Here is a 26,917-nt window from a genome sequence, read left to right as displayed (position 1 = left end):
GCCCGCTCGTCATATTAGCTCTCTGCCACGGTCGCAACACGCACCAGGCATTCAAATTGTATCTAAAGGCAGCCATATGCCAATAAATATAAGATATACTATGAGAATAGAATAGTGAGAGAGCGATTCTCCCGGGCTGCCGGTTAATCGCATCTTTGAGTTGCTGAACTCCTACTGGCCAAATTTGGCTTTCAGGTGAAAAATAGAATGAGCTCAAACACCCAATTGCCGAGCGGTACCGATTCTGACTACACAACGATTCTCAACACGGCACGCAGTCTCTGCGAGAAAGCCATTGTCGAGGCATTTCAGAACCCGTCGCCCGTTCTCTTGGACGCGCTTCCGGCAATGGGAAAGAGCTCGGGTGTCATCCGATGGGCGGCGAAGACAGGGGAGCCGCTCACCGTCCTGACCGCCCGACGTGACCTGTACCAGGAATATGCTGGGTGGTGCAAGGACCACGGCCTGACCTATCATATACTCCCATCGTTCCACCACGACTGCCCGACTGCAAGTGGCGAATACGGCGAGGAGTGGGCCGACCGTGTCACCGAGGCGTATGAAGGCACTGACACGGGCGGCAGGAGCATTCACACCCACGCGTCGGAATTATTCGGCAAGGAACTCCCCTGCGAGCGGGAGGGTGCGTGTCCCTACTGTGAGGCCCACTCAACTGAGACCGGTGATATTGATGTATTGATTGGACACTACAGGCACTCGTACGTTCGTGAGAGGATTGCAGGCCGGTATTTGGCCATAGACGAATTTCCGGAAGGGGAATATATGACCACGTTCGATGCTAATGCTGTTACCTCAGCGGTCGGTGACTATCTTCAGCAGCACGAAGACATTCCCTTCCGGTTCGCCAAGGACATTGTAAGCTGCGGGGACCTCAGTCTGGTTGCCAAGGCTATCGAATGGTTCAACGACCGAAACCCAGGCTTAAGAGTTGAGCAGAGCAGTGAATTACGAGATGGGCTCTATCCCATTCACCCTGACGGCGCTCGGTTGACCTACGCGCTTCTTGCTTGCCACGAACTTGAAAACGGCTGGGAACGGACAGAACTTCCAACAGGCGAAGTCACGGCACGCAACCCTTCAAATGGGGAACTAACCATTCTCCGCCGTCCGGATTTGACGGCCTCGGAGAGTATTGTGGCACTTGACGGCACCCCGACTGTAGAGTTGTGGCGGCTGGTACTCGGTGACCAGATGGAATCTGTGCCGGTTCTTAACGACAAAGACAAAGGAAGATATGTGCGAGACGGCCTCGGCCTGACCATCATTCAGACAACTGGTGATATAAAGCCGTATAATAGTGGAAAATGGGTCAGCCGCTCAAAGGACAGAGCGCTCTTCGCTGCCATCGAGCAACGAGAGAGCAGCAGCCCATCGCTCATCACCAGCAAGAAGGCAATTGAGCAGTACGAAGAAGCGGATGCGCTACGCCACATCGACCGGATTGGACACTACTACGATATTAAGGGGATGAACGATTTTGGAGAGATACGCTTAGGTGTGATAGCCGGTTCCCCTGCGCCCGGTGACCCACAATTGGTATTGCTCGGGGCATTGGCAGGCGAATCGATTGAGTGGAATGGGGAAAGGGGAGTCAAACGCTCATACGGCGACTTTGGGGATAGATTCCTACACGGGCTGCGTGAAAACGAGGTATTGCAGGCAGTCCTGCGGTTTGGACGAGAGGAAGTTGATGGCACACGAGGTGCGACCGTCTACGTCCATACTGGGGCTCTTCCGGAATGGGTTCCAGTATCCTATCAGCACGTCAATGTCCACCAATGGGATACCGGCAATCGAAACGGAATGGAACAAGTCCTGGCCGCCATCGGCTCTAAAGCGTCGGGTACGGAGTGGAAAACATCCGACATTGTTGATAACCCGGTAGTCGAACTCAGCCCGAGGCAGGTGAGACGCAATCTCAAGACGTTAGCGGAGTACGGGTACATTGGCAGAAAGCATCTGGGGGAGGGGATTGGGTATCGGTATTGGAACCTCCGTGCTGAGGAGGCCATTCCCTACGGTCACGTTACCTTTGGGCACACCACCCCGACATAGGCCATATACTATACAATATGGGGTGTGTCCGGGTTCAACCCGGGTTCCAGAACTCGGGAGTAGCAAGGAAGCCCCGCCGACCGCGTTCGTTGCTTCCCCGAACAGTACCGCCTCGTTGACTAAACCGCCTTTGCGTTTGGATTTTGGTGCATTTTATCGAGGTGGGCACCATCGGACACGGGCCAGCGTTCGGGTACGGTGTTCTAACCCACGCCCCCTCCTGTATTCACCCCTGTTCGGGGTCGTCTGCCAGCTCGTAGAGGCCCTTGTGGAGCCGTGTGACGTACCCGTGCTCCGTTAGACGCTGGAGTCGGTTGCGGACGTGCTGGCGCGAGTAGTCGGTCTCGGCGGCGATGTAGGCCGGTGTGGCGCGACCCTCCCGGAGCATTTCGAGAATGGCGCGGTCGGTCGGACTGAGGTCAATGTCTGCCATTAGTTCCTTGTTCGGGCGCGGGCGTGCATTAGTCTTATGAACAAATGCATACGTTCACAAGTGTTATATACTGACACGCTCCTACGAGTGAGTAGGAAGCCCGGTTCTGTCACGAGGAAAGTGGCCGCGTGGTGGGACACGCGACCGGTGCTTCTGTGGAGACCAGAAGCAATGCAAACCGACGCCAAGCCGGCAGAAAAGCGTACCGCTGTTGAATACCTCTCGTTCGACAAGAAGACCGCCAAACGGGCCGAGTGGGAAGCCTTCGAGTTCACAATTGTGGGCCCGCACCTGGTGGAAGTGGCCAACGCGAGTTACGGGTTCGAGAAAGCCGACCACACCTATACGGTCGGCGTGGCGGTGCGGGACGGGGTAGCGTTCCCTGCCGAATGCGAGTGTCCTGCTGATATTCACCGCGAGCAGGACTGCAAACACAAGGTCGCACTGGCACTCATTGGGAACCCGGTCGTACTTGATGCGGCCCGCACCTGTTCGAGGCCTGTGAAGTCTGGTGAAGCTGTCTCCGAGGGGAGCTGTCCCAACGGAGACTCGGACTGCGATGGGCCGGGCTCAGGCGACCTTCCGTGCTGGCCGTGCTATCGAGCCGATGTGTAGATATGTGGATATAAAATAACAAACATATCATTATCTGTTTACACACGCCATTACCCCCAGCGCCGTAAGTAATAATAAGCGCCGTAATTTTGTGCTTAATATCGAAGATGAGGGTTGAAGTTCATTTCGAGGATGGCCCAATATCAGCTGATATAGAAGCAGAGGACGGCGACGACTTCTGTTCAGCACTCGATGAACTTGCAGAGTTCGTGAGCGACTATCATCAGATGGTAAATGGCGACCTTCAAGCGACTCGTTTCGACTGGGAGGGTAAGGAAGAGCAAGTCACGTGGGATGAGATAGAAGATGATGGGAGCAGCTCGGAGGCGGTTGAAGAGCCGGAATCACACGTTGAAGAGCCGGTGGACGAGGCGGTAACTGGCGATACGGAACAAGACTCCGGAACCGAAGAGCCAGATGAAGATGACGAAAGTGATGAGTACCGTCTAATAGCAGAAGAGACGGGCTTGGACAAAAACCAGTTAAAGAAAGTAATTGAAATTGGGGATTCCGATTCTGGACCAAGAATACTGGCGAGCAACTTCTTGCCGGGGGATTCCAAGCGCGAAAAGACACTCAACGCCTCTGTCGTTCTTCTCACCCTGTGGTCCTCGGTTCACGACGTGTTCTGGCGGAATACCGTTGATATAGTGGATGACCTCGAACAGTCTGGTCTCAAGGACGACCGATTCAAACGGATATACAATCATTCAGATTGGGAAAAATATCTCCAGAAGAAAGGCGAGAAGAGAGGCACTGAACTTGGTATCGTACCATTGGGACAGGACCGCGGGTATGAATTAATAAAGGAAATGGCAGACAACGCAGGTGTCTGAATGTCGCGAGGAGGTACTATTTCATTCGACGAGTTCTTGCGACATTCTGAGCATCGCGATATTTCAAAAAAAGAATTAGTCGGATTAACGGGCTACTATCTTGATGAAATATATGGACGAAAATCGTTCACATCGGCCGATATTATTGATACTGTTGAATCCTCTCGAGAGACTATTAATTCCAGACACGTAAGCACGTATATCAACCGACTTGAAGAAGATGATGACCATTTCACCCAGGTCGAGAATGGCTATCGTCTGACATACCCCGGAATCGACCATTACGGAGAGTTAGTTGACATTCCAGAACATTCCAGAGAGGTTCGCCACGGCTCTTTCATTGAAGTGACCGAAGTTGATGAAGAGTTCTATGAAACCCTCATCCGTGATATTAATAAGTGCTATCGGATTGGGGTTGACGATGCAACGTTTGTTCTCACTCGTAAACTTCTCGAGAATCTCGTTATTGACCTCTTGCGGCGTCAATATGGCGATTCCAAAGATGGTGTTGGACTCTACTATAATATAGAAAACGGTCAGTTTAAGAAATTTTCTGATTTATTACAAAACTTGGAAGATAATATGGCAGACTTCGCGCATTTCTCGAACCGTATGGACGAGGAGTTAGTGAATAAAATGGATGAATTTAGAGACTCAGCCAATTCGGATGCACATTCCATTGAGATTGACCGGAATGAAGAAGAGATGGAACAGTTCTCTCAAATCGCGACTAATTCTACGGACACTCTCTTATATGTCCGCCGAGAATTGAATATATCTACAGAAAACGGACAGGGATAGGAATTGTTAATCGATTGGATTCCACTGCTACTCAGGCAGAACTCCCAACCCACCTCTCGCTAGGTATGGGCAAGCACCCTTTGCTTCAACTTTGCGTGAGTCACGCCCTCCCAGTCTGATGAAGGACCAGCTATCTCCTCCGCGTAGGCGATGTGGGGTAACTATCGGAAGACTTACTTGATACCTGCTGTCCCTTCCGCGTCAATCACTTGCTGTCGGTGCAAGAGCCGAGACACCCTGTAGCTCACAAGGCTCCCGTACCCATCACCGGGAGCAATTTCGCGCTTCTCCGGGCTCCCTCTCACTCTCATATCTGGTGAATTGGTAACGAGTGGGATTTTCCGAAAACACGGGACGGGTCGGCCGCAGGTAGTTCAGCTATTCAATTCGGAAGGCAGATTACCGGCAATTTCGGCTGGTAGAACTATTCAATTCGGGTCGTACTGAGGATACCCTGAGGCGAAAACTTATGTCTAGCGGGCTCTAACGGTTGGTTACGGTACTTCGCGAAGCGTAGCGGAGCGAGAGCCGGTGGAGGGATTTGAACCCTCGGCCTATTCCTTACGAAGGAATCGCTCTAGCCAGTCTGAGCTACACCGGCACTCATCCCCAGATGGGCGGATGTCCACAATAAGAATTGCGAATCGCGTCACCGCGACAGCCGGACATCCAGCACGACGTTCAGTTCATGGGGGGCGTACGACCGGACCGTGTGGCGGGTTTCGACCGTCACCTCGTACTCGGGTTCGGCGACCTCGCGGATGGCAGCCTCGCCCGGCCCGTGGGGGTCGTCCTCGCCCTGGATGTCGTAGTAGTGGAGTACGGCCTCCTCGCCTGCGAGCGCGACCGCAGTCTCCAGAAACTCGTCGGCGCTGTGGGGAAGGTTCATCACCAGCCGGTCGGCCCAGTCGGCGTAGTCGGGTACCACGTCCCGGACACCGTCACTTCGCTGTGCTCGTGACGAGCCCGAGACTACGTCTCGGACGTCCCCGTGGATGGCGGTCACCCGGTCGGCGACGCCGTTCCGGCGGGCGTTCTCCCGGAGGTACTCGACCGCGGTCCTGTTGATGTCCACCCCCACCGCCTCGGCGCCGCGGGCGGCGAAGGGGACGACGAAGGGGCCGACGCCGGCGAACATGTCGAAGGCGTGCTCGCCGGCGCTCACCTGCTCGGCGACGCGGTGGCGCTCGGTGGCCAGCCGCGGCGAGAAGTACACCGCCGCGAGGTCGAGGGCGAACTCGTGGCCGTACTCCCGGTGGACGGTCTCTGTGCCCTCGCCCGCGAGCACCTCCCAGTCGCGAACCCGCTTCTCGCCGCGGACCTTCGAGGCGCGATTGAGGACGGTCTCGACGGGTAGCGCCGACGCGACGATGGCGTCGGCCAGCGCCCGCGCCCGCTCGGGGTCGTCCTCGTCGACGATGGCGATGTCGCCGAGCCGCTCGTAGGAGGGCTCGAAGTCGAGCAGGTCCGCGGGCATCGTCTCGGTCTCGCGACGGGGGACGTCGCGGTCGACCACCTCGAAGGTCCCGGGGACCGCAGCGGGGTCTGTGACGGGGATGTAGAGCGTGCCGTCTTCGGCCCGGATCTCGTGGCTCCCGTCCACGAGGTCGCGCTCGGCGAGGCGCTGGCGGGCCGCTTCCCCGTCCTCGCGGGCGACGCGCACGCAGTGGACCATACACGACCTGGGCGACGGCGGGCGGTAAGCGTGACGATGTGGCGGGAAACCGTCGGGAAGAAACCGGGCACACGGTCCAAGCGGCGGAGCAAGGCCACCACTGCCTGTAGCCGGTGGGACCTACTCCCGCCTGGCGGATGCCGGTCGAGCGCGGCGAGGGCGGCCGACGTCTACCAGCGAGGTCCTTCGAACTCAGCCCTCCGGCCGCGGGCACACGACTTATGCCCTTCTCGCGTCGAGGGCGGGTATGCTCACCTTTGTCGGCCTGGGGCTGTACGACGAGCGCTCGGTCACGGTCCGGGGCCGGGATGCGGTCCGGGGAGCCGACCGGGTCTTCGCGGAGTTCTACACCAGCCGGCTGGCCGGGGCGACCGTCGCGGATCTGGAGGACGCCCACGGAGTCGACATCGAGGTCCGGGACCGGGCCGGCGTCGAGCGCGACCCCGGGCCGATACTCGACGCCGCGAGCGATGGCGACGCGGTCTTCCTGACCGGCGGCGACCCGATGGTCTCGACCACGCACGCGGACCTGCGGCTGCGCGCCCACGAACGCGGGGTCGAAACCCAGGTGATCCACGGAACCACGGCGAGCACAGCGGCGGCCTCGCTGACCGGCCTCCAGAACTACCGCTTCGGGAAGGCCACCACCCTGCCTTTCGAGTCCTCTCATGGCGGCGAGGGCGTCCCCGACAGCGTCCTCGCCACTATCGGTGACAACCGCGAACGCGGGCTGCACACGCTGGTCTACCTGGACATCGACCGGGACAAGGGACACGACCCCGGGGGGCGCGGGGCGGGCACGGGGGAACACGGGGACCGCTACATGACCGGCGACCACGCGGCCGGGCTGCTCGCCGACGCCGGCCTCTCGGGCGCGGGCGTCGTGGTCGGCCGGGCCGGCAGCGACGACCCGACGGTCCGGGCCGACCGGCTCGACGCGCTCGCCGGCGGGGACTTCGGTCCGCCGCTGCACCTGCTCGTGGTTCCCGGGGAGCTCCACCCGCTCGAACGCGAGGCGCTGGCGGCGTTCGGCGGGCTGCCCGACGGCGTCGGCGAGGGAGGCTGAGGCGGGAATCGCCGGCCGACGGCCGCCGCGCTACCGCGTGACGACCTCGATCTCGCGGCCGTCGCAGTCCCTGGTGAAGGCGTACATGTCGTTGCAGCTCTCGGGGTCGCGGTAGTCCTCCGCGTGGCGACCCATGAGTTCGTCCCAGGACTCGTGGAGGTCGTCGGCCCGGACCGCGACGTGGCCCCAGGCGTCGCCCAGGTCGTAGCTGCGGCCGTCGTAGTTGTAGGTCAGCTCCACCGACATCGCCTCGTCGGGGGCGTCGCCGGGCTTGAGGAAGTAGAGCGCGAAATCCTCGAACTCCTCGCGCCGGAACAGCTCGTAGTCGAACTTCCGGGTGTACCAGCCGATGGCTTCGTCGGCGTCCTCGACGCGGATCATGGTGTGGTCGAGGCTGTACGTGGCGCCGTGGTCGCGCTCGACGATTTCGATTTCGTGGCCGTCGGGGTCTTTCACGAAGGCATACGAGCCGCCACAGGAGTCGGGGTCGCGGTAGTCCTCGACGCCGCTGTCCATCAGCTCCTCGTAGGCGTCGTAGACGTCCTCACACCGGACGGCGATGTGGCCCCAGGAGTCCCCCATGTCGTAGCTCCGCCCGTCGTGGTTGTACGTGAGTTCGAGGAGGGCGCCGTCGTCGTGGGCGCCCGGCGCCTGGAGGAAGACGTTGGTGAAGGTGTCGGCCTCCCAGCGGCCGGTCTCTTCGTAGCCCAGGTGCCCGGTGTACCACTCCAGCGACGCCTCCAGGTCCTCGACGCGCATCATCACGTGGTCGAGCAGATAGTCGTTCATACGGACCGGAGTAGGCCCACCAGCCGCAAAAACCTGTCCGACCCGCCGCGGGTGGTCGAGAGTTGCCGGGACGCTCGCGGGCCGTCACGGGCCGTCAGGATTCCTCGACGGAGAGAGTTCGTCGGATGGCCGGCCAGTCGTACCACCAGACGGCGAGCCACAGGAGGGCCGCCCCGACGGGGACGGCGGTGGTCCCGACCCGCCGGGAGAACCCCAGCGCGAGCGTGACCTGCGTCACGCCGGCGAAGGCGAACAGCCCGGCGGTGACCCGGGGGTCCTCGCGGTCGAAGAGCAGGCCGGAGAGGACGCTCGCGAGCCCGGCGACGTAGAGTCCGACGCCGACCGGCCAGCCCAGCAGGAACTCGGGGAGCCGCTCGGTGTACACCGTGGCGAAGGAGACGACGTCGGTCAGTTCCAGCGGGGCGAAGTTCAGCAGGCCGAAGGGGAACACGAAGGTCACGACCCCGCGGGCGTTCACCACCGACCAGGGGACCAGAAAGAGCGCGGCGTAGACCAGCAGCCGACGGTGCTCGCGGTCCATGTCGTCACTTCCGGGTGACGATCCGGAGCACGTCCTCGTCGGCGAGTTCGTGGTCGCGGCCGACCTGCTGTTCGTCGTGTTTGGCGCTGGGGCCGGTCACGCGGGCGAACCGGAAGCGCTCCTCGAAACTGCCACCGAGCTTGTGACAGGCGTCGTCGACGGTGTCGCCCTCGCGTAAAACGAGCGGCTCCTCCTTGTCGACTCCCCGGCCGGGCTTGTCCATGTAGATACGGATCAGGCCCAGCTCCTCCCAGATGCGCTCCTTGAGGGCGTCGAGCCCTTTCTCCTGTTCGGCGCTGATGAAGACGGCCTCCTCGGGGTCGATGTCGCGCTCGCGCAGCTCCGCGTGGACGGTGTCGAGGTAGTCCCGCTCGATGAGGTCGACCTTGTTGACGGTGACGATGGAGGGCAGATAGACGCGGTTGTCCAGTACGCCGTCGAGCAGCCGGTCGATGTCCACCTGCTCGCCGATGGTCACGTCGGCGTTGACAAAGCCCCGCTCCCGGAGCACGCCCTTGACGGTCTCCTCGTCCAGGTCGAGGTCGACGCTGGCGGTGACCGAGATGCCGTCTTTGGCCTTCTTGCGGACCGAGACGCGGGGCGGTTCGGTGTCCAGCCGGATCTTGTTCTTCCGGAGCTCCTCGCGCAGGCGGTCGTACTGCTGGATCTCGAAGACGGAGAGCATGAAGACGACGAGGTCGGCGGTCCGGATCACCGACAGAACTTCCTGGCCGTCGCCGCGGCCGCTCGCCGCCCCGGAGATGAGGCCGGGGACGTCCAGAAGCTGGATGTTCGCACCGCGGTACTGCAACATGCCGGGGTTGACGTCCAGCGTGGTGAACTCGTAGGCCCCGGTCTCGCTGTCGGCGTTCGTGAGCGCGTTCAGCAGCGTGGACTTGCCGACGCTGGGAAAGCCCACGAGCGCGACGGTGGCGTCGCCGGTCTTCTCGACGGCGTAGCCGGGGCCGCCGCCGGAGGAGGACTGTTGCCGCTCGAGCTTCTCTTTTTTTTCGGCGAGCTTGGCCTTCAGCCGGCCGATGTGCTGCTCGGTCGACTTGTTGTAGGGAGTCTCGGCGATCTCCTGTTCGAGCTCCTCGATCTCCTCCTCGAGGCCCATCGACTGTCCGTCGGCCGCCGGCGGGGAAAAGCGCTTCCGTCCGCTCCAGCCCGGATTGTTTCGATACACTAATACGACGAGCGACGGGATCACCGACAATGACAGACGCGGCCCGTTTCCGCGACAGCACGCAGATCCTCCTCCCGCGGGCGGCGATGGACGGGTTCGACGGCGCCCTCGAGGAGCGCTTTACCGTCACCGTCCGGGAGGAGGACTCGCGGGTCCGCATCATTGGCAGCCCCGTCGAGATCAAGGACGTCTCCGACTTTCTGGCCCGTAACGGCGTCACGGTCGCGTGATGCCGCCGCGTCCCCCGGCGTCTCCGCCGCGTAAAGAAATCCTTAAACGCGCCCCGACGGACCTGATGGTATGGCTGAAACCATCGAGGTACTCGTCCCCGGCGGGCAGGCCGACCCCGGCCCGCCGCTGGGCCCGGAACTGGGCCCCACGCCGGTGGACGTCCAGGCGGTCGTTCAGGAGATAAACGACCGGACCGAGGCGTTCGACGGCACCGAGGTTCCCGTCACCGTCGAGTACGAGGAGGACGGCTCCTTCTCCATCGAGGTGGGCGTCCCGCCGACCGCGGAGCTCATCAAGGACGAGGCCGGCTTCGAGACCGGCAGCGGCGAACCCCAGGAGAACTTCGTCGCCGACCTGAGCGTCGACCAGGTCCGTCAGATCGCCGAGCAGAAACACCCCGACCTGCTCTCCTACGACCTGAAAAACGCCGCCAAGGAGGTCGTCGGCACCTGCACCTCCCTGGGCGTGACCATCGAGGGCGAGAACCCCCGGGAGTTCAAAGAGAAGATCGACGCCGGCGAGTACGACGACGTCTTCGAAGCCGAAGCGACAGCGTAGGCTTCGAACGGCTCGAAACGCGACTGGAAGGAGCGTTTCGGTGTGTTTGCGGAGGAGGCGGCGGCGTAAGCCGCCGGCGACGACGCAAACGCTCGAAAACGAGCGAAGCGAGTTTTCGGTGTCTTCGCCGAGGAAGCGGCCGCGTAGGCCGCTGACGAGGCGACGGCTCGACGGACGAGCGGTGTGAGTCCGCTGGTGTCCTGTCTTCGAAGCCGAAGCGACAGCGTAGGCTTCGAACGGCTCGAAACGCGACCTGAGGGAGTTTTTCGGTGTGTTTGCGGAGGAGGCGGCGGCGTAAGCCGCCGGCGACGACCCTCGGTGTCTCCGCCCGGCCAGTCGGTTCTGTGGCCCGTCGACCCGCCGGTTTCTCCGGCAGACGGGCCGACGAGCCTTCGACGGGTTTAAATTCGGCGTGGGCATGGACACGGACGAGACAGGCGCAGGCCTGTTTCACTGACCCGTAGGAGCCATCGGCGCACTACGGAGGTGAACAATGGCAGACCAGGACATAGAGGAGGCGGTTTCGCGCGCACTCGAGGATGCCCCACCACGGAACTTCCGTGAGACGGTAGACCTCGCGGTCAACCTGCGCGACATCGACCTCGACGACCCATCGAACCGTATCGACGAGAGTATCGTACTGCCGGAGGGGACCGGCCAGGAGACGTCGATCGTGGTCTTCGCAGACGGCGAGACCGCGGTCCGTGCCGAGGAGGTCGCCGACGAGGTGCTCAGCCCCGACGAGCTGGCCGACCTCGGTGACGACGACGACGCGGCCAAGGACCTGGCCGAGCGGACCGACTTCTTCCTCGCGGAGGAGGCGCTGATGCAGGACATCGGGCGCTACCTGGGGACCGTGCTCGGCCCCCGGGGGAAGATGCCCGAGCCGGTCAGCCCCGACGACGACATCGTCGAGCAGGTCGAACGGCTGAAAAACTCCGTGCAGGTCCGCAGCGGCGACCGGCGGACGTTCCACACCCGCGTGGGTGCCGAGGACATGTCCGCCGAGGAGATCGCCGACAACATCGACGTCATCATCAGGCGACTCCACGCCGACCTCGAGAAGGGGCCGATGAACGTCGACTCCGTGTTCGTGAAGACGACCATGGGCCCGGCCGTGGAGGTGGCCCAATGAGCGCAGAGAGCGAGCGCAAGACCGAGACCATCCCCGAGTGGAAACGGGAAGAGGTCGACGAGATCGCCGACTTCCTCGAGCGCTACGAGAGCGTCGGCGTCATCGACATCACCGGCATCCCGAGCCGCCAGCTCCAGGACATGCGCCGTGACCTGCACGGCACGGCCGAGATCCGGGTCTCCCGGAACACCCTGCTGGTGCGGGCCCTGGAGGAGGCCGGCCTCGACGAGCTGCCGGGCTACGTGAGCGGCCAGGTCGGCCTGGTCGGCACCAACGAGAACCCCTTCGGGCTCTACCAGCAACTGGAGGCCTCGAAGACCTCCGCGCCGATCAACGCGGGCGAAGTCGCACCCAACGACATCGTCATCCCCGAGGGCGACACGGGGATGGACCCCGGGCCCTTCGTCGGCGAACTGCAGACCGTCGGCGCGAACGCCCGGATCGAGGAGGGGTCGATCAAGGTGCTCGAGGACTCGACCGTCCTGGAAGCGGGCGGCGAGGTCTCGGCTGACCTCGCGAACGTCCTCTCGGAGCTGGGCATCGAGCCCAAGGAGGTCGGGCTCGACCTGCGCGGCGTGGTCGCCGAGGGCGTGCTCTTCGAGCCCGAAGACCTCGAACTGGACCTCGAGGAGTACCGCGCCGACATCGAGGCCGCTGCCGCACGGGGACGCAACCTCGCGCTCAACGCGGAGTTCCCGACCGCGTCGACGCTGCCGGCCCTGCTGGGGAAGGCAAGCGGCGAGGCCAAGAGCCTGGGGATTCAGGCTGCCATCGAGGACCCCGACGTCCTGCCCGACCTCATCGGGAAGGCCGACGGTCAGGTCCGCGCGCTCGCCGCGCGGGTCGAGGACCCCGAAGCCCTGCCCGAGGAGCTGCAGGGCGTCGAGGAAGTGGAACAGGCTGACGACCAGACCGAGTCGTCCGAGACCGAACCGGACGACACCGAGGACGCCGACGACGCCGATGCTGACGACGCCACAGAAGCCGATGCGGACGACGATGACGACGACGGCGGCGACGCCGGCGAGGCCCTCGGAGACATGTTCGGTGACTAACAATGGAGTACGTATACGCAGCACTCATCCTGAACGAATCGGGCGAGGAGATCAACGAGGACAACCTGACGGGCGTGCTCGAGGCCGCCGGCGTCGACGTGGAGGAATCCCGCGTCAAGGCGCTGGTCGCGGCCCTCGAGGACGTCGACATCGACGAGGCCGTCGAGGAGGCCGCCGCAGTCCCCGCCGCGACCGGCGGTGGCGGCGCGGCCCCCGCGGCCGAGGAGGCCGAGGAGGAAGCCGAGGCTGAAGAAGAGGAAGCCGAGGAGGAAGCGGCCGAGGAAGAGGAAGCCGGCGACGACGACGACGAGGAGGCCTCCGGCGAGGGCCTCGGCGAGCTGTTCGGCTGAACCCGCGACATTTCTTTTGGCGCCGTCGACCGACAGCGACAGCGCCGTCACCACGTCGCCGTCTTCCCTCTTCGTTCCCCCGGGCCGGCTGGCGACGGTCCACGCTCTCGCCGTCCACAGTCGGGTCTTGACGGTCGAGAGACGGGCGAGCCAGCCGTAGCCTTATGGCCGGTGACGGGGCCAGACTGCCCGGATGGACGTCGGTGTCACGGTCGTCACGGACCCGGGGACGGCGGCGGCCGCCCTGCTGTTTGTCTTTGGGGGTGTTGTGCTGGGCACCGTCAGCGGACTCGTTCCTGGCCTGCACGCCAACAACTTCGCGCTCCTGCTGGCGGCCGCGGTGCCGGTCGTCCCCGGGCCGCCCCGCTTCGTCGGCGCGGCCATGCTCGCGGCCGGCGTCGTCCACACCTTCCTGGACGTGGTGCCCGCGCTCGCGCTGGGCGTGCCCGACGCCGCGATGGCCGCGACGGCGGTCCCTGGCCACCGCCTGGTCATCCAGGGCCGGGGCCGGGAGGCGCTCCGGCTCTCGGCGCTGGGCAGCGGGCTCGCCATCGCGCTGGCGGTCCCGCTCGCGCTCCCCGTGACCGCTGTCATGTCCCGAGTCTATCCGGCGCTCGAACCCCACCTCCCGCTCGTGCTGGGGGCCATCGCGGTCCTCCTTGTCGTCGGGGAGCGAAGCTGGCGGGCCCGGCTCGGTGCCGCACTCGCGGTCGGCGCCAGCGGCCTGCTCGGGCTCGCGACCCTCGACCTCGAGACCGGCGGACTCGCGGCCGGCGGGACGCTCGCGCCGCTTTTCGCCGGCCTGTTCGGCGCGCCGGTGCTGGTCGAGGCGCTGGGCGGTGACGGCGTCCCGCCACAGGCCGATGCCGCGGTCACTGTCGGGAAGCGAGCACTGGCGGGAACCGCGCTGGTCGGTACCCTCTCGGGCGCCATCGTCGGCTACATCTCCGGTATCTCCAGCGGGGTTGCCGCCGTGGGGGCGCTTGCAGTCCTGCCCGGCCGCGGTCCGCGGACCTACGTGGTCGTCACCAGCGGCGTCAACACCGCCAATACGGTTTTTGCTCTCTTTGCGCTCGTCGCGCTCCGGGACGCCCACACCGGGGTGCTGGTCGCGCTCGACGGCGCGGGCGTCCCGCTGAACCTGCCGCTCCTGCTCGCCGGCTGCGCGCTCGCCGCGGCCGTCGGCTTCCTGCTGGTGCCCTGGGCCGGCGACCGCTACCTCGCGGCAGCCAACCGCGCCGACCAGACCTACATCTCCGTGGGGGTGCTCGCCCTGCTCTGCCTGGTCGTGGGTGCGCTGGCCGGCGCCGTCGGCGTCGGAATCTTCGCCGTCAGCGCCGCGGTCGGACTCGTCCCCGCCCGGTTCGGCGCCCGCCGGGTGTCGCTGATGGGGGTGTTGCTCGTTCCGCTCGCGGTCGGCCTATAGCCGGTAAGTCGGGCCGTCGTCGGTGTCCTGGACCTCCACGCCCAGCGCCTCGAGTTCGTCCCGGAGTTCGTCGGCGCGGTCGTAGTTGCCGGCCGCCCGCTCGCGCTCGCGCACCTCCAGCAGGAGCTCTGCGAGGTCCGCGGCGACCGAGACCTCGCCGCCCGGCTCCCCGTCGCCGAATTCGAGGCCGAAGACCCCGCCGCCGAGCTCCTCGATGGCCTCGACCGCCCGGCGCAGCCCGCGGTAGTCGTACTCCCCGTGGTCGTCGACGTGGGCGTTGACCGCCGATACGAGCTCCTCCAGCGCGGCGAGCGCCCGCCGGGTGTTGAAGTCGTCGTTCATCGCCTCGGTGAAGTCCTCGCGGGCCCCGTCGACGGCTCCCCGGAGCGTCGGGTCGTCGACGGTGGTCCGCGCGTCGACGCTGTCGCAGGCTTCGACCGCCCGCTCGTAGCCCCGTTCGAGACTCTGCCAGCGCTGGCGGGCCTCGGCCATCGTCGCCGTGCTGTAGACCGCCTCGCTGTGGTAGGCCGTCGAGAGCAGGAAGGTCCGGACGACGTTCGGCCCGTACCGGTCGACGGCCTCGGCGACGGTCTCGAAGTTACCGAGCGAGGAAGACATCTTCTCCTCGTCGGCGGCGTCCAGCAGCCGGACGTGCAGCCAGTAGCGGGCGAACTGCTCGCCCGTGGCGGCCTCGCTCTGGGCGACCTCGTTCTCGTGGTGGGGGAAGACCAGGTCCTGGCCGCCGACGTGAATGTCGATGGTCTCGCCGAGGTGGGTCATGCTCATCGCCGAGCACTCGATGTGCCAGCCCGGCCGCCCCTCGCCCCACGGCGAGTCCCAGGTCCGGGCGGTCTCGACGGCTTCCTCCGCGGGAGCGGCCCCCTCGTGGCGGTGCTCGGCGATGTCCTCCGGGGCGACGCCGTCGGCCTTCCAGAGCGCGAAGTCCGCGGGGTGGCGTTTCTCGCCGGTCTCCTCGCCCTGGGATTTGATCTCCTCGACGCGCTGGTTCGAGAGCTTGCCGTAGTCCTCGAAGGCGGTGACGTCGAAGTAGACGGACCCGCCCGATTCGTAGGCGTAGCCCTTCTCGACCAGCGTCTCGACGAGGTCGATGACCTCCCTTATCGACTCGGAGACGCGCGGGTAGACGTCGGCCCGCAGGAGATTCAGCGAGCGCATATCGCGGATGATCGACCCGATGTACGAGCGGGCGACGTCGGCCTCGCTGTCGCCGGCCTCGCCGACGCGGGCGACGATCTTCTCGTTGACGTCGGTGAAGTTCTCGACGTGACGGACGTCGTAGCCCAGGTGTTCCAGCCACCGGTGCATGACGTCGACGTGGACCCACCCGCGGGCGTGGCCGAGGTGGGCGGGGTCGGAGGTCGTCAGGCCACAGTAGTAGAGCAGCACCTCGTCGTCCTGTGGCTCGAAGGCTTCGCGTTCGCCCGTGAGGCTGTTCGTCACCCGCAGTGTCATCACCCGGAGGTGACACAGCCACGGTAAAAAAGGGAGCGACCCGCGGCCGCCCCGCTCGCCGCACCGCTCCCGGGGTTAGACTGCATCCTCGACCCGGCGGATCCGCCGGGTCTGCAAAGACCGTTCCGGATTTAAGTGTCGCGGGGCCGACGGGCCGCGTGTGAGTGAGGAGTGCGACGACCGGGAGGTACTCGCGTTGCTCAACGACGAGTACGCTCGGGCGATCCTCACGGAGACCAGCGCCGAACCCATGTCCGCCAAAACACTGAGCGAGCGATGTGACGCGTCGTTGACCACGGTCTACCGGCGTATCGACCGCCTCAAGGAGTGTGACCTCGTCGAGGAACAGCTCCAGCCCCAGCCCGACGGCAACCACTACAAGGTCTTCGTCGCCCGCCTGGACTCCTTCGCGGTGGAGTTCGAGGACGGCGAGATGCACACCGCGGTCGAGCGCGCCGAGGCCGAGGACCCCGCCGACCGCTTCACCGAGATGTGGGAGGAACTATGAGTTCGCACCTGCTCTCGATGGCGGTGCTCGGCGTTTCGCTGGGCTCGGTCGTGCTCGGGCTGGTCGTCGGGTACCAGGCCTACCGCGGCTTCCGGCGCAACGACAGCCGGTCGATGCGCCTGCTGTCTGCCGGGCTGATCCTCCTCACCGCGGTCCCCTTCACCCTCACGTTCCTCACGACGCTTCTCATCCGGCTGGACGCCTCGCTGGTCGGGTTCAGACAGCCGGCCTTCCTGCTCGCTCAGACACTGCAGTTCGCCGGCCTGGCCTTCATCACGTACTCGCTGTACCAGCGGTAGCGGCCGTGTCCATGGCGGGCATGGGGGCGGGGTCGGAGGCAGTGGCGGGGATACACGCGTCGGCGCTGTCGGCCACCGAGCGGGCCACTTCCGTGAGCGTCTCCCGCGGGACCGTTCCGGCGACCGCGTACTCGTAGTTCCCGCAGGTCCAGACGACCCGGCCGACCTGCCCGGAGACATCGAAGCGGCCGGTCCGGTTGCCAATCCTCACCGGCTCCCCGGTCGCGGTGTCGAACTCCGTGCCGTTGCCCGCGACGACCGAGATGACGTTCACGCCGCTGGTGTACCGGAGGACCGCCGCCGCCCGGTCGGGGCGGACGGTCAGCTGTGCCCGCGAGAGTTCGAACCGGCCGGGGACGGCGGGGTCGGGGACCGGGAACGCCGTCGCCGTTGCCAGGTCGGCCCGCGACTCGTAGGTGGTGACCGCCGCGGTCGTGCGCTCGGGGTCTCCGCCCGCGGGCGGGTCGAACTCGCACACCCCCGGCGGGAGGTCGGGCTCGAAGGAGACCTCGGTGGCCTCCTGTGAGATGACGGTCCGGTTCCCCTCGAACACGAGGGTGGCGTTGACCCTGAGCGGGACGAAGTACTCGGCGTCGAGCCAGAGCGTCTGCTCGGTGATCGACGTGGTGGCGTTCGCCGCGGGCGTCAGGGAGATGACGTGGGTCTCCCGGCCGGCGACCGTCGCGGTCCCCTCGTAGGACGCTTCCAGCTCACCGGTGGCGTTCTCGACGGCCGACCCGCCCTCCGACCCCGGCACGACCGGGAGCGGCGAGACCCGCGAGGAGGGGTCCTCGCCGTTGGCGGCGGCGACGACGCTCCGGACCACCGCCCGCTGCCGGGGGACGACCTGGGGCTCCGCCTGCGTGACCCTGGTCACGGTGTCTCTCGTCGCGTTGTAGAGCCAGGCGACGCTGCCATTGTACACGCGGAGGTTGCCGGCCCGGCTGGGCGGCGCGAGCGCCTCCGACCGGAGTTCACCCGAGTCGGGACTCACCGTGTTCCGGACTCTGACGGTACGCGTCTCCCCGGGCTCATCGAACGTGACCGTGTAGGTCGCGTTGTACGCGTCGAGTCCCGAGTACTGCTGGGCGGCCTCGTCGGCCGATGGCAGGGGGGTGCCGCCGGTCAGGAGCAGCCCCGCGCCGAGCGCGAGCGCCACCACGACGCCCACCCCGGCCAGGATGACACCCGCCGACCGACCGCGCGTTCCGGTTCCCATGGCGTCACCGATATGTTGCGTGCTCGAACTGTCGGGAACAAAACCCTGACGGGTCGCGACAGCCCGATGGCGGCCGGACCCCGACAGCGAGCGCGGGCGCCGGCAGCGAGGGACAGAGGCTAAGAGCGCGCCGGGTCTAGGGAGGCCGATGAGCGAGGCACTGCTGGTCGTCGCCCACGGCTCGCACCTGAACCCCGCCTCGAGTGCGCCTGCTCGGGACCACGCCGACCGGATCCGCGCCGCCGGGGCCGTCGGCGAGGTCCGGGAAGCCTACTGGAAGGAGGAGCCGTCGCTGCGAAACGGCCTCCGGACCGTCGTCGCCGAGGAGGTGTACGTCGTCCCCCTGTTCGTCAGCGAGGGCTACTTCACCGAGGAAGTCATCCCCCGCGAACTCCGCCTGGACTTCGAGGCTGCAGACTGGGACTCCGACGGGACCGGCGCCGGCTCTGTCACCCTCGAACCCGCCGACGTCGACAAGACCGTCCACTACTGTGGGCCGGTCGGAACCCACGACGCGATGAGCGACGTCATTATCCGCCGCGCCGAGACCGTCACCGGCGACCCCGGCGTGGGACCGGACGTGGGACTGGCGGTCGTCGGCCACGGCACCAAGCGCAACGAGAACTCCGCGAAGGCGGTCGAGTACCACGCCGACCGGATCCGCGACCGGGACCGCTTCGCCGAGGTCCGCGCGCTGTTCATGGACGAGGAGCCCGAGGTCGACGACGTGACCGACCACTTCCAGAGCGAAGACGTCGTCGTCGTCCCGCTTTTCATCGCGGACGGCTACCACACCCAGGAGGACATCCCCGCGGACATGGGCCTGAGCGAGGAGGGGTCCGGCCGCGGGGAGTACGACGTGCCGGCCCGGGTCGACGGCCACGACGTCTGGTACGCCGGTGCGGTCGGGACCGAGCCGCTGATGGCCGACGTCATCCTCGAACGGGCGGCCGACGCCGGGGCAGATGTCGAGGCACGGACCGGCGCGGACGCCGCGGGGTCGGCCCGCGCGGGTGGGGACTGAGATGACCGGAGCGGGCGAGGGCGACGGCGGCGACGCGAGCGGCGGGCGTGGAGACCGGCTGTCGGAGGCGGTCGCGGCGCTGCGGACGGTCGCAGACGACGGGGTCGACTTCGACGGGCTGGTGGTCCGGCGGGGCAGCGACGGTCTCCGGTTCGCCGTTCCCGGAGCGGAGCACCGCGGACTCGACGCCGCGGACTTCGACGCGCGCGCTCGCGAGCACGCCGCTCACGTCCGGGAGTGGTACGTCTGGCACCAGGAGATGCCACAAGAGCCAGCACAGTGGGACTTCCTGCGGTGGGTCGAACGGGCCGACGAGTACCACCCTCCGGACCGCCGCGGCAGGCTCACGCGGGGAGGCGGTGTCGCTCGCGAGTGGGGCCAGCTCTCGGTGCAGGTCCGGCTGGCCGACCCCGGGCGGGAGCGCGGCCGGGACGCTGGGGGAAGCAGTCGGGGTGCCGACGGGGACCGACGCCGGCGCCGCTACACGCTCCGGCACGTCGACGACGCCGACACGCCGGCCGGGCAGCTGGAGGGGTACACCGACCCCCACGACGCCCGCAGACTCAGGAAAGAGGACGACCGCGGCCGCTACCGGCCGCTCTCGACGGCCCCCACGCTCCAGCGCGGCTGGGCCTTCGTCGACCTCGAACCCGCGGAGCTCGTCCGGGCGGTCGAGGGCTTCTATCCGGCGACGGTGGCAAACTGGCACCGCGAGCGCGAGGGGGAGCTGGACGTGACCCACTGGGAGGAGACCGTCGCCCGGCAGACGGGGATCTACGGCGTCGTCCAGACCTGGAACCGCGGGGAGGGTCACGAGCATGTCGACTGGGTGGCCGAGGCCTGCTGTGACGACTCGCAGTGTCTGAAACGCCGGGAGTGGGAGTACGACGCCGACACGCCGCTCTCGGTCGACAGCGGCGACGGCGTCTTCCCCTGCCGGGAGCCCTGCTCGCTGGTCGTCGCGGCCGCCCGCCGGTGGACCAGGCTGGAGGCAGAGGAGTCACGCACCTACGAGTTCGAACTGACGCCGAGCGAGAAAGCCCAGGTCGAGGAGATCGTCGACGCCGTGGCCGACGGCCGGGCCGGGGAGGTGCGGGAGGCCGACTTCGCCGACGGCGCCAACCGCTACCGGGCCCGGTTTCTCCGGGCCAAGCGCTTCGAGGACGGAGACCTCTGTGGCGTCCCGACCGACCGGGACGAGGAGGATGGGAGCGGAGGCGATACCGACGACAGTGCTGGCGAGGAGGCCGGCGGGGACGGCGCGGCCGATGACGGCTGTGGGGAAAGCGGGAGGTAGCGCCGAGCCGGCGCCGTGTCACCGGGAGTCACGGACGTATCACTTACACAAGCCTTATCTGTTGGGTCCGCGTCTATACAGTTGCAATGGCGAAAGGTAAGGTTGATTTCTTCAACGACACCGGCGGTTACGGCTTTATCGACACTGAGGATGCGGACGAGGACGTCTTTTTCCACATGGAGGACGTCGGCGGCCCGGATCTCGAAGAAGGTCAAGAGGTTGAGTTCGAAATCGAAGACGCACCGAAAGGGCCGCGGGCGCAGAACCTGACCCGGCTGTAAGGTGACTTCCATTTTGCGTTTATTCGACCGGCTAGCGACGGCACCGTCTTGCAAGCCGGCGGTCGACGGCTGACGGCGACTCCTCCGACCGGAACGGCTGCTCAGAACGACGCCGACTCCCCCGCGAGCACCTCGTAGCTGTCGAGCGTGCCCGCCATCGAGGGGGCGTCCTCGTCGTCTTTCCGCTGTGCCCCGTAGTCCATCCACCGGCCGCGGCTGTAGCTGTACATCTCGAAGGCCTCGGCGGTCTCGAGGACGATGTCGACGACCGCGTCCTCGGGCGCGTCAGCGGGGACGACGCTCGACCGGACGCCGTCGTCGTGGTGCATCACCCAGACGGCGACGGCGTCGGGGCGGTCGTCGAGCAGGCTGGCGGCCTCCTCGGCTGACAGCGGCTCCTCCGGCCACCCTTCCGCGGGTTCGGGCTGGTCCATACCGCCGGCACGCGCCGGAGACTCTTGTGGCTGGCCCCGCTCACGACAGCCCGTTGTCCCCCACGCGAGCACAGGTTTTCCTCCGACGAGCCCCGAAAGGGCGTATGGCCAAGCAACCGGAGCGACTGGCGGGTGTCGACGGCACCGACCTCTCGGGGATGGAGGCACTCGTCACCGGCTCCACGAGCGGGATCGGCCGCGAGGCAGCGCTCGCGCTCGGCCGGCTCGGCGCCGACACCGTCGTCGTCCACGGCCGGGACGGCAAGGCGGGCGCGGAACTGGTCGACGACCTCGCCGGGACAGGTACCGACGCCGAGTTCGTCCGCGCGGACTTCGCCGACGTCGACGCCGTCCGGGAGCTGGCGGCGACGGTCCGCGCGGAGACCGGCGGGCTCGACCTCCTCCTGAACAACGCCGGGGGCTTCTTCCGGGAGAGCCGCCGGACCGGCCTCGGCGTCGAGTACACCTTCCACGTCAATCACCTCTCGCCGTACCTGCTGACGGCGGAGCTGCTCGACCACCTGCGCGAGGGAGCTCGCATCGTCACGACTGCCTCCGCGGCCCATACGGGCACCTCGCTGGACATCGAGCGGACGACCGAGCCCGACCCGGATGCCGGGAGCTGGGCCTACAGCCACTCCAAACTCGCGAACGTCCTCTTCGCGGCCGAACTCGCCCGCCGGCTCGAGGCCGCCGGCCGCTCCGTGACCTCGAACAGCGTCCATCCTGGCGCGATCCCCGGCAGCGGCTTCACCCGGTTTCTCCCCGGGCCGCTCCCGCGGCTGGTCCAGCTGCTCGACGCCGTGCCCGGAGTGACGTCGGTCGCGGACGGCGCCGCCGAACTGCTCTTCGTCGCGGTCTCGGACCGGGCCGCCGACGTGACCGGGCGATACTTCGCCGGCCAGGAGCCGACCCAACCCTCCGGGGCGGCCCGGAACCCACAGAACGCCCGCCGGCTCTGGGCCGAGAGTGCGCGGCTGCTCGATGTCGAGGAACCGCTGGCCGAGTACGCGAGGGCCGAAGAGACGGTCTGAGAACGGAGTGAGGACGCGGGAGGGGGGAGGGCGACTACTGCTCCTTGGCGCCGGGATTGGTCACCGCACCGTTCGCGGCCGACCCGAAGTCACAGACCACCTTTTTCCCGCTCGGGTTCGCCTCCGGCGAACCACTCACGGCAAAAACGTGGGCGAAAAAAGCCGCGTCCTCACTCCGTTCGGACGCGAGAGGGGGGAGGGCGACTACTGCTCCTTGGCGCCGGGATTGGTCACCGCACCGTTGGCGGCCGACCCGAAGTCACGGACGTACTTCGCGAGGATGCCGGCCGTGTACGGCGGGTCAGGGGCGTCGCGCTCTTCCAGTCGACGGTCGATCTCCTCTTCGGAGAGGTCGACCGCCAGCGTCCGGTCGGGGATGTCCACGGTGACCTGGTCGCCGTCCTCGAGGGCTGCGATGGGTCCGCCGACGTAGGCCTCGGGAGCGACGTGGCCGATCATCGGCCCCCGGGTCGCTCCGGAGAAGCGGCCGTCCGTGAGAAGGGCGACGTCCTCCTCGTGGCCCTGGCCGACGACCGCCGCGGTGACGCCGAGCATCTCCCGCATCCCCGGGCCGCCGCGGGGCCCCTCGTTGCGGATCACGAGGGTGTCGCCGGACTCGATGTGCCCTTCCTGGACGTAGCGCATGGCGTCCTCCTCGCTCTCGAAGACCCGGGCAGGGCCCTCGTGGTGGAACTTGTCGTCGCCGGTGACCTTCAGCACGCCCCCGCGGGGCGCGAGGTTGCCCTTCAGGATCTTGATGGCGCCCTCCTCCTGTTTGGGCTCGTCGACGGTGTAGAGCCAGTCGGCCTCGACCTCCTCCTCGGGCGGGAGTCGACCCTGGTCTTCCAGGTGGTCGATCTCCTCGGCGATGGTGCGGCCGGTCACGGTCATCGCGTCGCCGTGGATCAGGTCGGCGTTCAGCAGCCGGCGGAGCACCACGGGCACGCCACCGAGTTCGTGCAGGTCCTTCATCACCCGGGTGCCGCCGGGCTGGAGGTTGGCGATCTTGGGGGTGCGCCGGCTGATCTCGTCGAACTCCTCGATCTCGAGGTCGATGCCGGCCTCGGCGGCCATCGCGAGCAGGTGGAGCACGGCGTTGGTCGAGCCGCCGATGGCGACCTGGAGTGTGATGGCGTTCTCGAAGGAGTCCTCGGTCAGGAACTCGGAGGGCTTGCGGCCGGCCTCGACGGCCTCGACAGCGAGTTCGCCGGCGCGCTCGGCCTCGACGTAGCGGGACTGGTCCTCGGCGGGCGGGCTGGCGCTGCCCAGCGGGGCAAAGCCCAGCGCCTCGCTGATCGAGGCCATCGTGTTCGCGGTGAACATCCCGCCACAGGAGCCCGCGCCGGGGCAGGCGTGGCGTTCCATCTCGTCGAGTTCCTCCTCGGTCATGTCCCCGGAGGCGACCGCCCCCACGCCCTCGAAGACGTTCTGGACCGTTATCTCGCGGCCCTCGTGCTCGCCGGGCATGATCGACCCGCCGTACAGAAAGACCGAGGGCAGGTCGGTGCGGATCGCGGCCATCATCATCCCCGGCATGTTCTTGTCACAGCCCCCGATGGTGACCAGGCCGTCCATCCGCTCGCCGAAGGCCACCAGTTCGACGGAGTCGGCGATCACCTCCCGCGAGATGAGGGAGGCCTTCATCCCCTCGGTGCCCATGGAGATGGCGTCGGAGATGGTGATCGTGCCGAACTCGATGGGCATCCCCTCCGCGTCGTCGATCCCCTCGTAGGCGGCGTCGGCGACGTCCTCGAGGTGGACGTTGCAGGGGGTGATGTCGGCGGCGGGGTTGGCGATGCCGACCATCGGCGAGGCCAGGTCCTCGTCGTCGTAGCCCATCGCGCGGAACATCGCGCGGTGGGGGGCGCGCTCGGCGCCCTGGGTCACCTCGTTGCTCGGCAGGTCCGGGTCCTTGTCGTACTCCATCGAGTCGCTGTCGACCCGGCTGGGGCGCTGCTGGCTCATGCCCGGAGCCTCGCGCCGGCCGGACTTAAGTTCGGCTGTCGGCGGAAGCGTCGTGCCTCGGATGGAGTGCTCATACATCCCGGATCCATGCAGACTGAGCTGACCATCCGGCGCGCGCTGTCGCGCGTGTTCTCGCGCGACGAGCGCCGTGCGAGGTCTTCCCGAGTGCAACGAGGGAAGGCTCGGAAGGCGAGCGAAGCGAGTGAGCCGCGAGGCGCCTACGGCGCCTCGGCCCGTGCGAACGGGCGCGAAGCACCCGTGAGCAGACACCGCAGTCGGCCGGGGAGGCGTGTGGCGTGCGTTGCGCGAACGGAGTGAGCGCAACGGAAACGCGAGCGGCGAAGCCGCGAGCAGGGTGGGACTGAAAGGGGCCGGTGGCTCGCCGAGCGAGACGACGCAAGCACTGGACGGAGCGAACGGGGTGAGCGATGGAAGCGCGCAGCGAGTCGCAGCCCGCGAGCCAGCGGGAGACCACTGGTCTCCCGGGCAGTCGGGCACTTCGCGCCCGACGACACCGGGGGCTTTCTTGCTGTTGACAGCGGCAGTTCAATCAGAATCCACATCACCGAAGCGGGGTCGCGGGGTTGATACACCGGGGTCCACAGATCAGGGTATGGCGACCGTCGAGACCGGGGCGCGCCTGCACTTCGGCTTCCAGAACCTCGCGCTCGCCCACGAGCGCCTCTACGGCGGCGTGGGCGTCGCGCTCGACGAGCCACGCGCGGTCGTCTCCGCGGAACCCGCCGACGGCATCCACGCTCCCGACCCCCTCGAGGACTTCGCGACAGACGCCGTCGCCCTCCTGCGCGAGCGGGGCCACGACGTCGCGGGCTCCGAGGTCACCCTCGAGGAGGGCTTCGAGCGTCACGTCGGCCTCGGCAGCGGGACGCAGTACGCGCTCGCCACGCTGGTCGCCGTCGCCCGCGCCCACGGCACCTACGTCGACGCGCGGACGGCCGCGCCCACTCTCGGACGGGGCGGACGCAGCGGCGTCGGGGTCGCTACCTTCGAGTCCGGCGGCTTCGTTGTCGACGCCGGCCACCCCACCGAGCGCTTCACCACCGCCCCGCCCGAGCGCGGCGCCTGGGACGTCCCGGAGCCTATCGTCCGGCGCGACGTGCCCGCCGACTGGCGGTTCCTGCTGGTGACTCCCGGGGTCGAGGCGGGCCGCCACGGCGAAAGCGAGGACGCGAGCATGCGGACGGCCGTTGAGCGCGCGGACCCGGGGATCGCGGACGACATCGCGGGCCTGCTGACCCGCCGCATGCTGCCGGCGGTCGCCGAGCGGGACCTGCAAGCGTTCGGGAGCGCGGTGGCCCGGCTGGGCCGTCTCAACGGTGCCTGGTACGCCGACGAGCAGGGCGGGGTCTACCGCCCGCCGGCGGGGACGCTTGTCGACGCGCTGGGCGACGACCCCGCGATACGCGGGGCCGGCCAGTCCTCCTGGGGGCCGACGGTCTACGGGGTCACCCGCGCCGACGACGCCGCGGCGGCGCGGGCGGCCGGGGAGGCGGCGCTCGACGCTGCGGGTGTAGACGGGATCGCCCGTGTCGTCGCGCCGCGAAATACGGGTGCTGCCCTCGCGGAGTGAGTCGCTTCAGAAGGGGCGAATCGGTCCGGAAGAGGCGAACCGGCCCGGAAGAGGCGAACCGGCCCCAGTCCCGTGCGTGCGCACGGCGGTCCGCCTCTCCGTAGACCCGCTGCCGCTCCGGGTGCGGCTAGGGATTTAACCGGCTCGGCGGATTTTTCGGGGCATGGACCGCATCCCCTTCGGGATCAGCCGTCTCGACGGGCTCATCGACGGCGGCGCGCCGCCGGGAAGTGTCGTCCTGCTGGCCGGGGAGGCGGGCGCGGGCTCCCGGGAGTTCCTCTACACGAGTGCCGTGATGAACGGGCTCGCGCAGGCGGGCGAGGAGCTGTTCGACCTCCACTACGGCGACGTCGGGGACGGAGCCCGACTCCCGGAAGAGGTCCACTACATCTCCTTTACCGGCGAGGAGGACCAGCTCCGCGAGGAGATCGGGCTGTCGATGGACAGCGAGCTCGCGGAGGCGGGGCTGGAGCCGGTGCGCTTCGAGTCGCTGTCCCGGCAGTACTTCCACGTCAGCCCGGTCCCGCGGAGCTGGTACGCCGGGGAGACACCGGACATCAAGAACCTCCGGAAGCGCCACGAGGAGCGGGAGGGACTGCTCAGCGCGCTCGGCAACGCCCTGAGCGAGCGGGCGCCCAACAGCCTGGTCGTCGTCGACTCGCTGTCGGACCTGGTCGGGGCCGTCGGGGAGGAGCTGTCGTGGTCGGACATCACCTACCTCGTCTCGGGCATCCAGAAGGCTGCTCACCAGTGGCAGGGACTCATCCTGCTCCACGTCAACCACGAGACGCTCACCGACGTGGAGCTGGGCCAGCTGGTGGAGGCCTGCAGCGGGACGCTCCGGTTCCAGTGGGAGACCGGCGGCTCGACCCGCGCCCGGACGCTCGTGGTCAAGCAGTTCAGGGGGGTCCTCTCGCAGATCGAGGCCGAGAACATCGTCCAGTTCGAGACGGACCTCGGCCAGGCCGGCTTCGACATCAGCGACGTCCGCAAGATCCGGTAACGCAACGGCGGAGTAG

The 26,917-nt window shown here is 66.7% G+C and carries 28 protein-coding genes and 1 tRNA gene; 19 read left to right on the top strand and 10 right to left on the bottom strand.

All coding sequences use genetic code 11. The features are described 5' to 3' along the window. Positions 1–207 precede the first annotated feature (207 nt). Complete coding sequence (locus tag GN153_RS09220; protein ID WP_159901914.1) at positions 208–2,076, top strand: hypothetical protein; 1,869 nt, start codon at positions 208–210, stop codon at positions 2,074–2,076. Between the two features lie 226 nt (positions 2,077–2,302). Here the strand turns inward: GN153_RS09220 and GN153_RS09215 are convergent, their stop codons facing one another. Further along, positions 2,303–2,509: a helix-turn-helix transcriptional regulator gene (locus GN153_RS09215; RefSeq protein ID WP_159901913.1), complete on the bottom strand. Its 207-nt coding sequence runs from the start codon at positions 2,507–2,509 to the stop codon at positions 2,303–2,305. Positions 2,510–2,680: 171 nt separating this feature from the next. Between GN153_RS09215 and GN153_RS09210 the strand changes: the two genes are divergently transcribed. From GN153_RS09210 to GN153_RS09200, 3 genes are all read left to right on the top strand, one after another. Then, on the top strand, positions 2,681–3,124 hold the full coding sequence (locus tag GN153_RS09210; RefSeq protein WP_159901912.1) for a hypothetical protein: 444 nt from the start codon (positions 2,681–2,683) through the stop codon (positions 3,122–3,124). A gap of 107 nt (positions 3,125–3,231) precedes the next feature. Next, on the top strand, positions 3,232–3,960 hold the full coding sequence (locus tag GN153_RS09205) for a hypothetical protein (protein WP_159901911.1): 729 nt from the start codon (positions 3,232–3,234) through the stop codon (positions 3,958–3,960). Beyond that, a complete protein-coding gene (locus tag GN153_RS09200) occupies positions 3,961–4,761 on the top strand; it encodes a hypothetical protein (RefSeq protein ID WP_159901910.1) in 801 nt (266 codons plus the stop codon). Positions 4,762–5,287: 526 nt separating this feature from the next. Here GN153_RS09200 and GN153_RS09195 read toward each other — a convergent pair. After that, a tRNA-Thr gene (locus GN153_RS09195) sits at positions 5,288–5,362 on the bottom strand. A 48-nt stretch (positions 5,363–5,410) separates the two neighbouring features. Further along, positions 5,411–6,436, bottom strand: a complete 1,026-nt coding sequence (locus GN153_RS09190) for a class I SAM-dependent methyltransferase (RefSeq protein WP_159901909.1) — start codon at positions 6,434–6,436, stop codon at positions 5,411–5,413. A 247-nt stretch (positions 6,437–6,683) separates the two neighbouring features. Between GN153_RS09190 and dph5 the strand changes: the two genes are divergently transcribed. Next, a complete protein-coding gene (gene dph5 / locus GN153_RS09185; RefSeq protein WP_159901908.1) occupies positions 6,684–7,502 on the top strand; it encodes a diphthine synthase in 819 nt (272 codons plus the stop codon). Between the two features lie 30 nt (positions 7,503–7,532). Here dph5 and GN153_RS09180 read toward each other — a convergent pair whose 3' ends face one another. The 3 genes from GN153_RS09180 to GN153_RS09170 all read right to left on the bottom strand — a co-directional run bounded on the left by GN153_RS09180 (position 7,533) and on the right by GN153_RS09170 (position 9,949). Next, positions 7,533–8,291, bottom strand: a complete 759-nt coding sequence (locus GN153_RS09180) for a VOC family protein (protein ID WP_236544779.1) — start codon at positions 8,289–8,291, stop codon at positions 7,533–7,535. 94 nt (positions 8,292–8,385) lie between these two features. Further along, on the bottom strand, positions 8,386–8,832 hold the full coding sequence (locus GN153_RS09175; RefSeq protein WP_159901907.1) for a TIGR04206 family protein: 447 nt from the start codon (positions 8,830–8,832) through the stop codon (positions 8,386–8,388). A 4-nt stretch (positions 8,833–8,836) separates the two neighbouring features. Continuing rightward, a complete protein-coding gene (locus tag GN153_RS09170; RefSeq protein ID WP_159901906.1) occupies positions 8,837–9,949 on the bottom strand; it encodes an OBG GTPase family GTP-binding protein in 1,113 nt (370 codons plus the stop codon). Between the two features lie 98 nt (positions 9,950–10,047). Here GN153_RS09170 and GN153_RS09165 point away from each other — a divergent pair, with 98 nt between their 5' ends. The 6 genes from GN153_RS09165 (at position 10,048) to GN153_RS09140 (ending at position 14,773) form a co-directional block, all read left to right on the top strand. Further along, positions 10,048–10,248, top strand: a complete 201-nt coding sequence (locus GN153_RS09165) for a VNG_1110C family protein (protein WP_159901905.1) — start codon at positions 10,048–10,050, stop codon at positions 10,246–10,248. Between the two features lie 70 nt (positions 10,249–10,318). Next, complete coding sequence (locus tag GN153_RS09160) at positions 10,319–10,807, top strand: 50S ribosomal protein L11 (RefSeq protein WP_159901904.1); 489 nt, start codon at positions 10,319–10,321, stop codon at positions 10,805–10,807. Positions 10,808–11,300: 493 nt separating this feature from the next. Beyond that, entirely contained in the window at positions 11,301–11,942 is a 642-nt protein-coding gene (locus tag GN153_RS09155; protein WP_159901903.1) for a 50S ribosomal protein L1, read from the top strand. Beyond that, positions 11,939–12,997: a 50S ribosomal protein L10 gene (locus GN153_RS09150; protein WP_159901901.1), complete on the top strand. Its 1,059-nt coding sequence runs from the start codon at positions 11,939–11,941 to the stop codon at positions 12,995–12,997. Before GN153_RS09155 ends, GN153_RS09150 begins: the two co-directional genes overlap by 4 nt. Before the next feature lie 2 nt (positions 12,998–12,999). After that, a complete protein-coding gene (rpl12p, locus tag GN153_RS09145) occupies positions 13,000–13,347 on the top strand; it encodes a 50S ribosomal protein P1 (protein WP_159901899.1) in 348 nt (115 codons plus the stop codon). A gap of 193 nt (positions 13,348–13,540) precedes the next feature. Continuing rightward, a complete protein-coding gene (locus GN153_RS09140; protein ID WP_159901897.1) occupies positions 13,541–14,773 on the top strand; it encodes a tripartite tricarboxylate transporter permease in 1,233 nt (410 codons plus the stop codon). On the opposite strand, the gene cysS is transcribed toward GN153_RS09140, so the two are convergent. Then, positions 14,768–16,246 (bottom strand): cysteine--tRNA ligase, encoded by a 1,479-nt coding sequence (gene cysS, locus GN153_RS09135; RefSeq protein ID WP_159901895.1) that lies wholly within the window; start codon positions 16,244–16,246, stop codon positions 14,768–14,770. The genes GN153_RS09140 and cysS overlap by 6 nt on opposite strands. Positions 16,247–16,406: 160 nt before the next feature. On the opposite strand from cysS, the gene GN153_RS09130 reads away from it, so the two are divergent. Together GN153_RS09130 and GN153_RS09125 are read left to right on the top strand one after the other, a co-directional pair. Continuing rightward, positions 16,407–16,754 (top strand): winged helix-turn-helix domain-containing protein, encoded by a 348-nt coding sequence (locus GN153_RS09130; protein WP_159901893.1) that lies wholly within the window; start codon positions 16,407–16,409, stop codon positions 16,752–16,754. After that, positions 16,751–17,053, top strand: coding sequence for a DUF7521 family protein (locus GN153_RS09125; RefSeq protein WP_159901891.1), 303 nt, complete (start codon positions 16,751–16,753; stop codon positions 17,051–17,053). The genes GN153_RS09130 and GN153_RS09125 overlap by 4 nt, the downstream gene beginning before the upstream one ends. Here the strand turns inward: GN153_RS09125 and GN153_RS09120 are convergent. Continuing rightward, positions 17,028–18,272 carry a hypothetical protein gene (locus GN153_RS09120; RefSeq protein ID WP_159901889.1) on the bottom strand — a complete coding sequence of 415 codons (1,245 nt, stop codon included), beginning with the start codon at positions 18,270–18,272 and terminating at the stop codon, positions 17,028–17,030. The two genes, GN153_RS09125 and GN153_RS09120, sit on opposite strands and share 26 nt — an antisense overlap. A gap of 148 nt (positions 18,273–18,420) precedes the next feature. On the opposite strand from GN153_RS09120, the gene GN153_RS09115 reads away from it, so the two are divergent. The 3 genes from GN153_RS09115 (at position 18,421) to GN153_RS09105 (ending at position 20,874) form a co-directional block, all read left to right on the top strand. After that, positions 18,421–19,296: a CbiX/SirB N-terminal domain-containing protein gene (locus GN153_RS09115; RefSeq protein ID WP_159901887.1), complete on the top strand. Its 876-nt coding sequence runs from the start codon at positions 18,421–18,423 to the stop codon at positions 19,294–19,296. Between the two features lies 1 nt (position 19,297). Continuing rightward, complete coding sequence (locus GN153_RS09110; RefSeq protein WP_159901884.1) at positions 19,298–20,593, top strand: DR2241 family protein; 1,296 nt, start codon at positions 19,298–19,300, stop codon at positions 20,591–20,593. Between the two features lie 86 nt (positions 20,594–20,679). Beyond that, positions 20,680–20,874, top strand: a complete 195-nt coding sequence (locus GN153_RS09105; protein ID WP_159901882.1) for a cold-shock protein — start codon at positions 20,680–20,682, stop codon at positions 20,872–20,874. Positions 20,875–20,975: 101 nt separating this feature from the next. On the opposite strand, the gene GN153_RS09100 is transcribed toward GN153_RS09105, so the two are convergent. Then, positions 20,976–21,308: a hypothetical protein gene (locus GN153_RS09100; protein ID WP_159901880.1), complete on the bottom strand. Its 333-nt coding sequence runs from the start codon at positions 21,306–21,308 to the stop codon at positions 20,976–20,978. 104 nt (positions 21,309–21,412) lie between these two features. Between GN153_RS09100 and GN153_RS09095 the strand changes: the two genes are divergently transcribed. After that, positions 21,413–22,342 carry an SDR family NAD(P)-dependent oxidoreductase gene (locus tag GN153_RS09095; RefSeq protein WP_159901878.1) on the top strand — a complete coding sequence of 310 codons (930 nt, stop codon included), beginning with the start codon at positions 21,413–21,415 and terminating at the stop codon, positions 22,340–22,342. Positions 22,343–22,546: 204 nt separating this feature from the next. Here GN153_RS09095 and ilvD read toward each other — a convergent pair whose 3' ends face one another. Continuing rightward, positions 22,547–24,307: a dihydroxy-acid dehydratase gene (gene ilvD, locus GN153_RS09090; protein ID WP_159901876.1), complete on the bottom strand. Its 1,761-nt coding sequence runs from the start codon at positions 24,305–24,307 to the stop codon at positions 22,547–22,549. A gap of 613 nt (positions 24,308–24,920) precedes the next feature. Here ilvD and GN153_RS09085 point away from each other — a divergent pair. Together GN153_RS09085 and GN153_RS09080 are read left to right on the top strand one after the other, a co-directional pair. Continuing rightward, entirely contained in the window at positions 24,921–25,898 is a 978-nt protein-coding gene (locus tag GN153_RS09085) for a beta-ribofuranosylaminobenzene 5'-phosphate synthase family protein (protein ID WP_159901875.1), read from the top strand. Positions 25,899–26,061: 163 nt separating this feature from the next. Continuing rightward, entirely contained in the window at positions 26,062–26,901 is an 840-nt protein-coding gene (locus tag GN153_RS09080; RefSeq protein ID WP_159901874.1) for an RAD55 family ATPase, read from the top strand. Positions 26,902–26,917: the final 16 nt, after the last annotated feature.

This window comes from Salinirussus salinus (assembly GCF_009831455.1).
In the GTDB taxonomy this organism is placed as follows: domain Archaea; phylum Halobacteriota; class Halobacteria; order Halobacteriales; family Haloarculaceae; genus Salinirussus; species Salinirussus salinus.
The sequence above is the reverse complement of the archived record's forward strand: the minus strand, read 5'-3'. Positions and strand labels throughout refer to the sequence as shown.

What these genes read in the sequence shown, in the direction of transcription:
- GN153_RS09220 (WP_159901914.1), top strand. Translation starts at nt 208, where the DNA reads ATGAGCTCAAACACCCAATTGCCGAGCGGTACCGATTCTGACTACACA.
- GN153_RS09215 (WP_159901913.1), bottom strand. Translation starts at nt 2,509, where the DNA reads ATGGCAGACATTGACCTCAGTCCGACCGACCGCGCCATTCTCGAAATG.
- GN153_RS09210 (WP_159901912.1), top strand. Translation starts at nt 2,681, where the DNA reads ATGCAAACCGACGCCAAGCCGGCAGAAAAGCGTACCGCTGTTGAATAC.
- GN153_RS09205 (WP_159901911.1), top strand. Translation starts at nt 3,232, where the DNA reads ATGAGGGTTGAAGTTCATTTCGAGGATGGCCCAATATCAGCTGATATA.
- GN153_RS09200 (WP_159901910.1), top strand. Translation starts at nt 3,961, where the DNA reads ATGTCGCGAGGAGGTACTATTTCATTCGACGAGTTCTTGCGACATTCT.
- GN153_RS09190 (WP_159901909.1), bottom strand. Translation starts at nt 6,436, where the DNA reads ATGGTCCACTGCGTGCGCGTCGCCCGCGAGGACGGGGAAGCGGCCCGC.
- dph5 (WP_159901908.1), top strand. Translation starts at nt 6,684, where the DNA reads ATGCTCACCTTTGTCGGCCTGGGGCTGTACGACGAGCGCTCGGTCACG.
- GN153_RS09180 (WP_236544779.1), bottom strand. Translation starts at nt 8,291, where the DNA reads ATGAACGACTATCTGCTCGACCACGTGATGATGCGCGTCGAGGACCTG.
- GN153_RS09175 (WP_159901907.1), bottom strand. Translation starts at nt 8,832, where the DNA reads ATGGACCGCGAGCACCGTCGGCTGCTGGTCTACGCCGCGCTCTTTCTG.
- GN153_RS09170 (WP_159901906.1), bottom strand. Translation starts at nt 9,949, where the DNA reads ATGGGCCTCGAGGAGGAGATCGAGGAGCTCGAACAGGAGATCGCCGAG.
- GN153_RS09165 (WP_159901905.1), top strand. Translation starts at nt 10,048, where the DNA reads ATGACAGACGCGGCCCGTTTCCGCGACAGCACGCAGATCCTCCTCCCG.
- GN153_RS09160 (WP_159901904.1), top strand. Translation starts at nt 10,319, where the DNA reads ATGGCTGAAACCATCGAGGTACTCGTCCCCGGCGGGCAGGCCGACCCC.
- GN153_RS09155 (WP_159901903.1), top strand. Translation starts at nt 11,301, where the DNA reads ATGGCAGACCAGGACATAGAGGAGGCGGTTTCGCGCGCACTCGAGGAT.
- GN153_RS09150 (WP_159901901.1), top strand. Translation starts at nt 11,939, where the DNA reads ATGAGCGCAGAGAGCGAGCGCAAGACCGAGACCATCCCCGAGTGGAAA.
- rpl12p (WP_159901899.1), top strand. Translation starts at nt 13,000, where the DNA reads ATGGAGTACGTATACGCAGCACTCATCCTGAACGAATCGGGCGAGGAG.
- GN153_RS09140 (WP_159901897.1), top strand. Translation starts at nt 13,541, where the DNA reads ATGGACGTCGGTGTCACGGTCGTCACGGACCCGGGGACGGCGGCGGCC.
- cysS (WP_159901895.1), bottom strand. Translation starts at nt 16,246, where the DNA reads ATGACACTGCGGGTGACGAACAGCCTCACGGGCGAACGCGAAGCCTTC.
- GN153_RS09125 (WP_159901891.1), top strand. Translation starts at nt 16,751, where the DNA reads ATGAGTTCGCACCTGCTCTCGATGGCGGTGCTCGGCGTTTCGCTGGGC.
- GN153_RS09120 (WP_159901889.1), bottom strand. Translation starts at nt 18,272, where the DNA reads ATGGGAACCGGAACGCGCGGTCGGTCGGCGGGTGTCATCCTGGCCGGG.
- GN153_RS09115 (WP_159901887.1), top strand. Translation starts at nt 18,421, where the DNA reads ATGAGCGAGGCACTGCTGGTCGTCGCCCACGGCTCGCACCTGAACCCC.
- GN153_RS09110 (WP_159901884.1), top strand. Translation starts at nt 19,298, where the DNA reads ATGACCGGAGCGGGCGAGGGCGACGGCGGCGACGCGAGCGGCGGGCGT.
- GN153_RS09105 (WP_159901882.1), top strand. Translation starts at nt 20,680, where the DNA reads ATGGCGAAAGGTAAGGTTGATTTCTTCAACGACACCGGCGGTTACGGC.
- GN153_RS09100 (WP_159901880.1), bottom strand. Translation starts at nt 21,308, where the DNA reads ATGGACCAGCCCGAACCCGCGGAAGGGTGGCCGGAGGAGCCGCTGTCA.
- GN153_RS09095 (WP_159901878.1), top strand. Translation starts at nt 21,413, where the DNA reads ATGGCCAAGCAACCGGAGCGACTGGCGGGTGTCGACGGCACCGACCTC.
- ilvD (WP_159901876.1), bottom strand. Translation starts at nt 24,307, where the DNA reads ATGAGCCAGCAGCGCCCCAGCCGGGTCGACAGCGACTCGATGGAGTAC.
- GN153_RS09085 (WP_159901875.1), top strand. Translation starts at nt 24,921, where the DNA reads ATGGCGACCGTCGAGACCGGGGCGCGCCTGCACTTCGGCTTCCAGAAC.
- GN153_RS09080 (WP_159901874.1), top strand. Translation starts at nt 26,062, where the DNA reads ATGGACCGCATCCCCTTCGGGATCAGCCGTCTCGACGGGCTCATCGAC.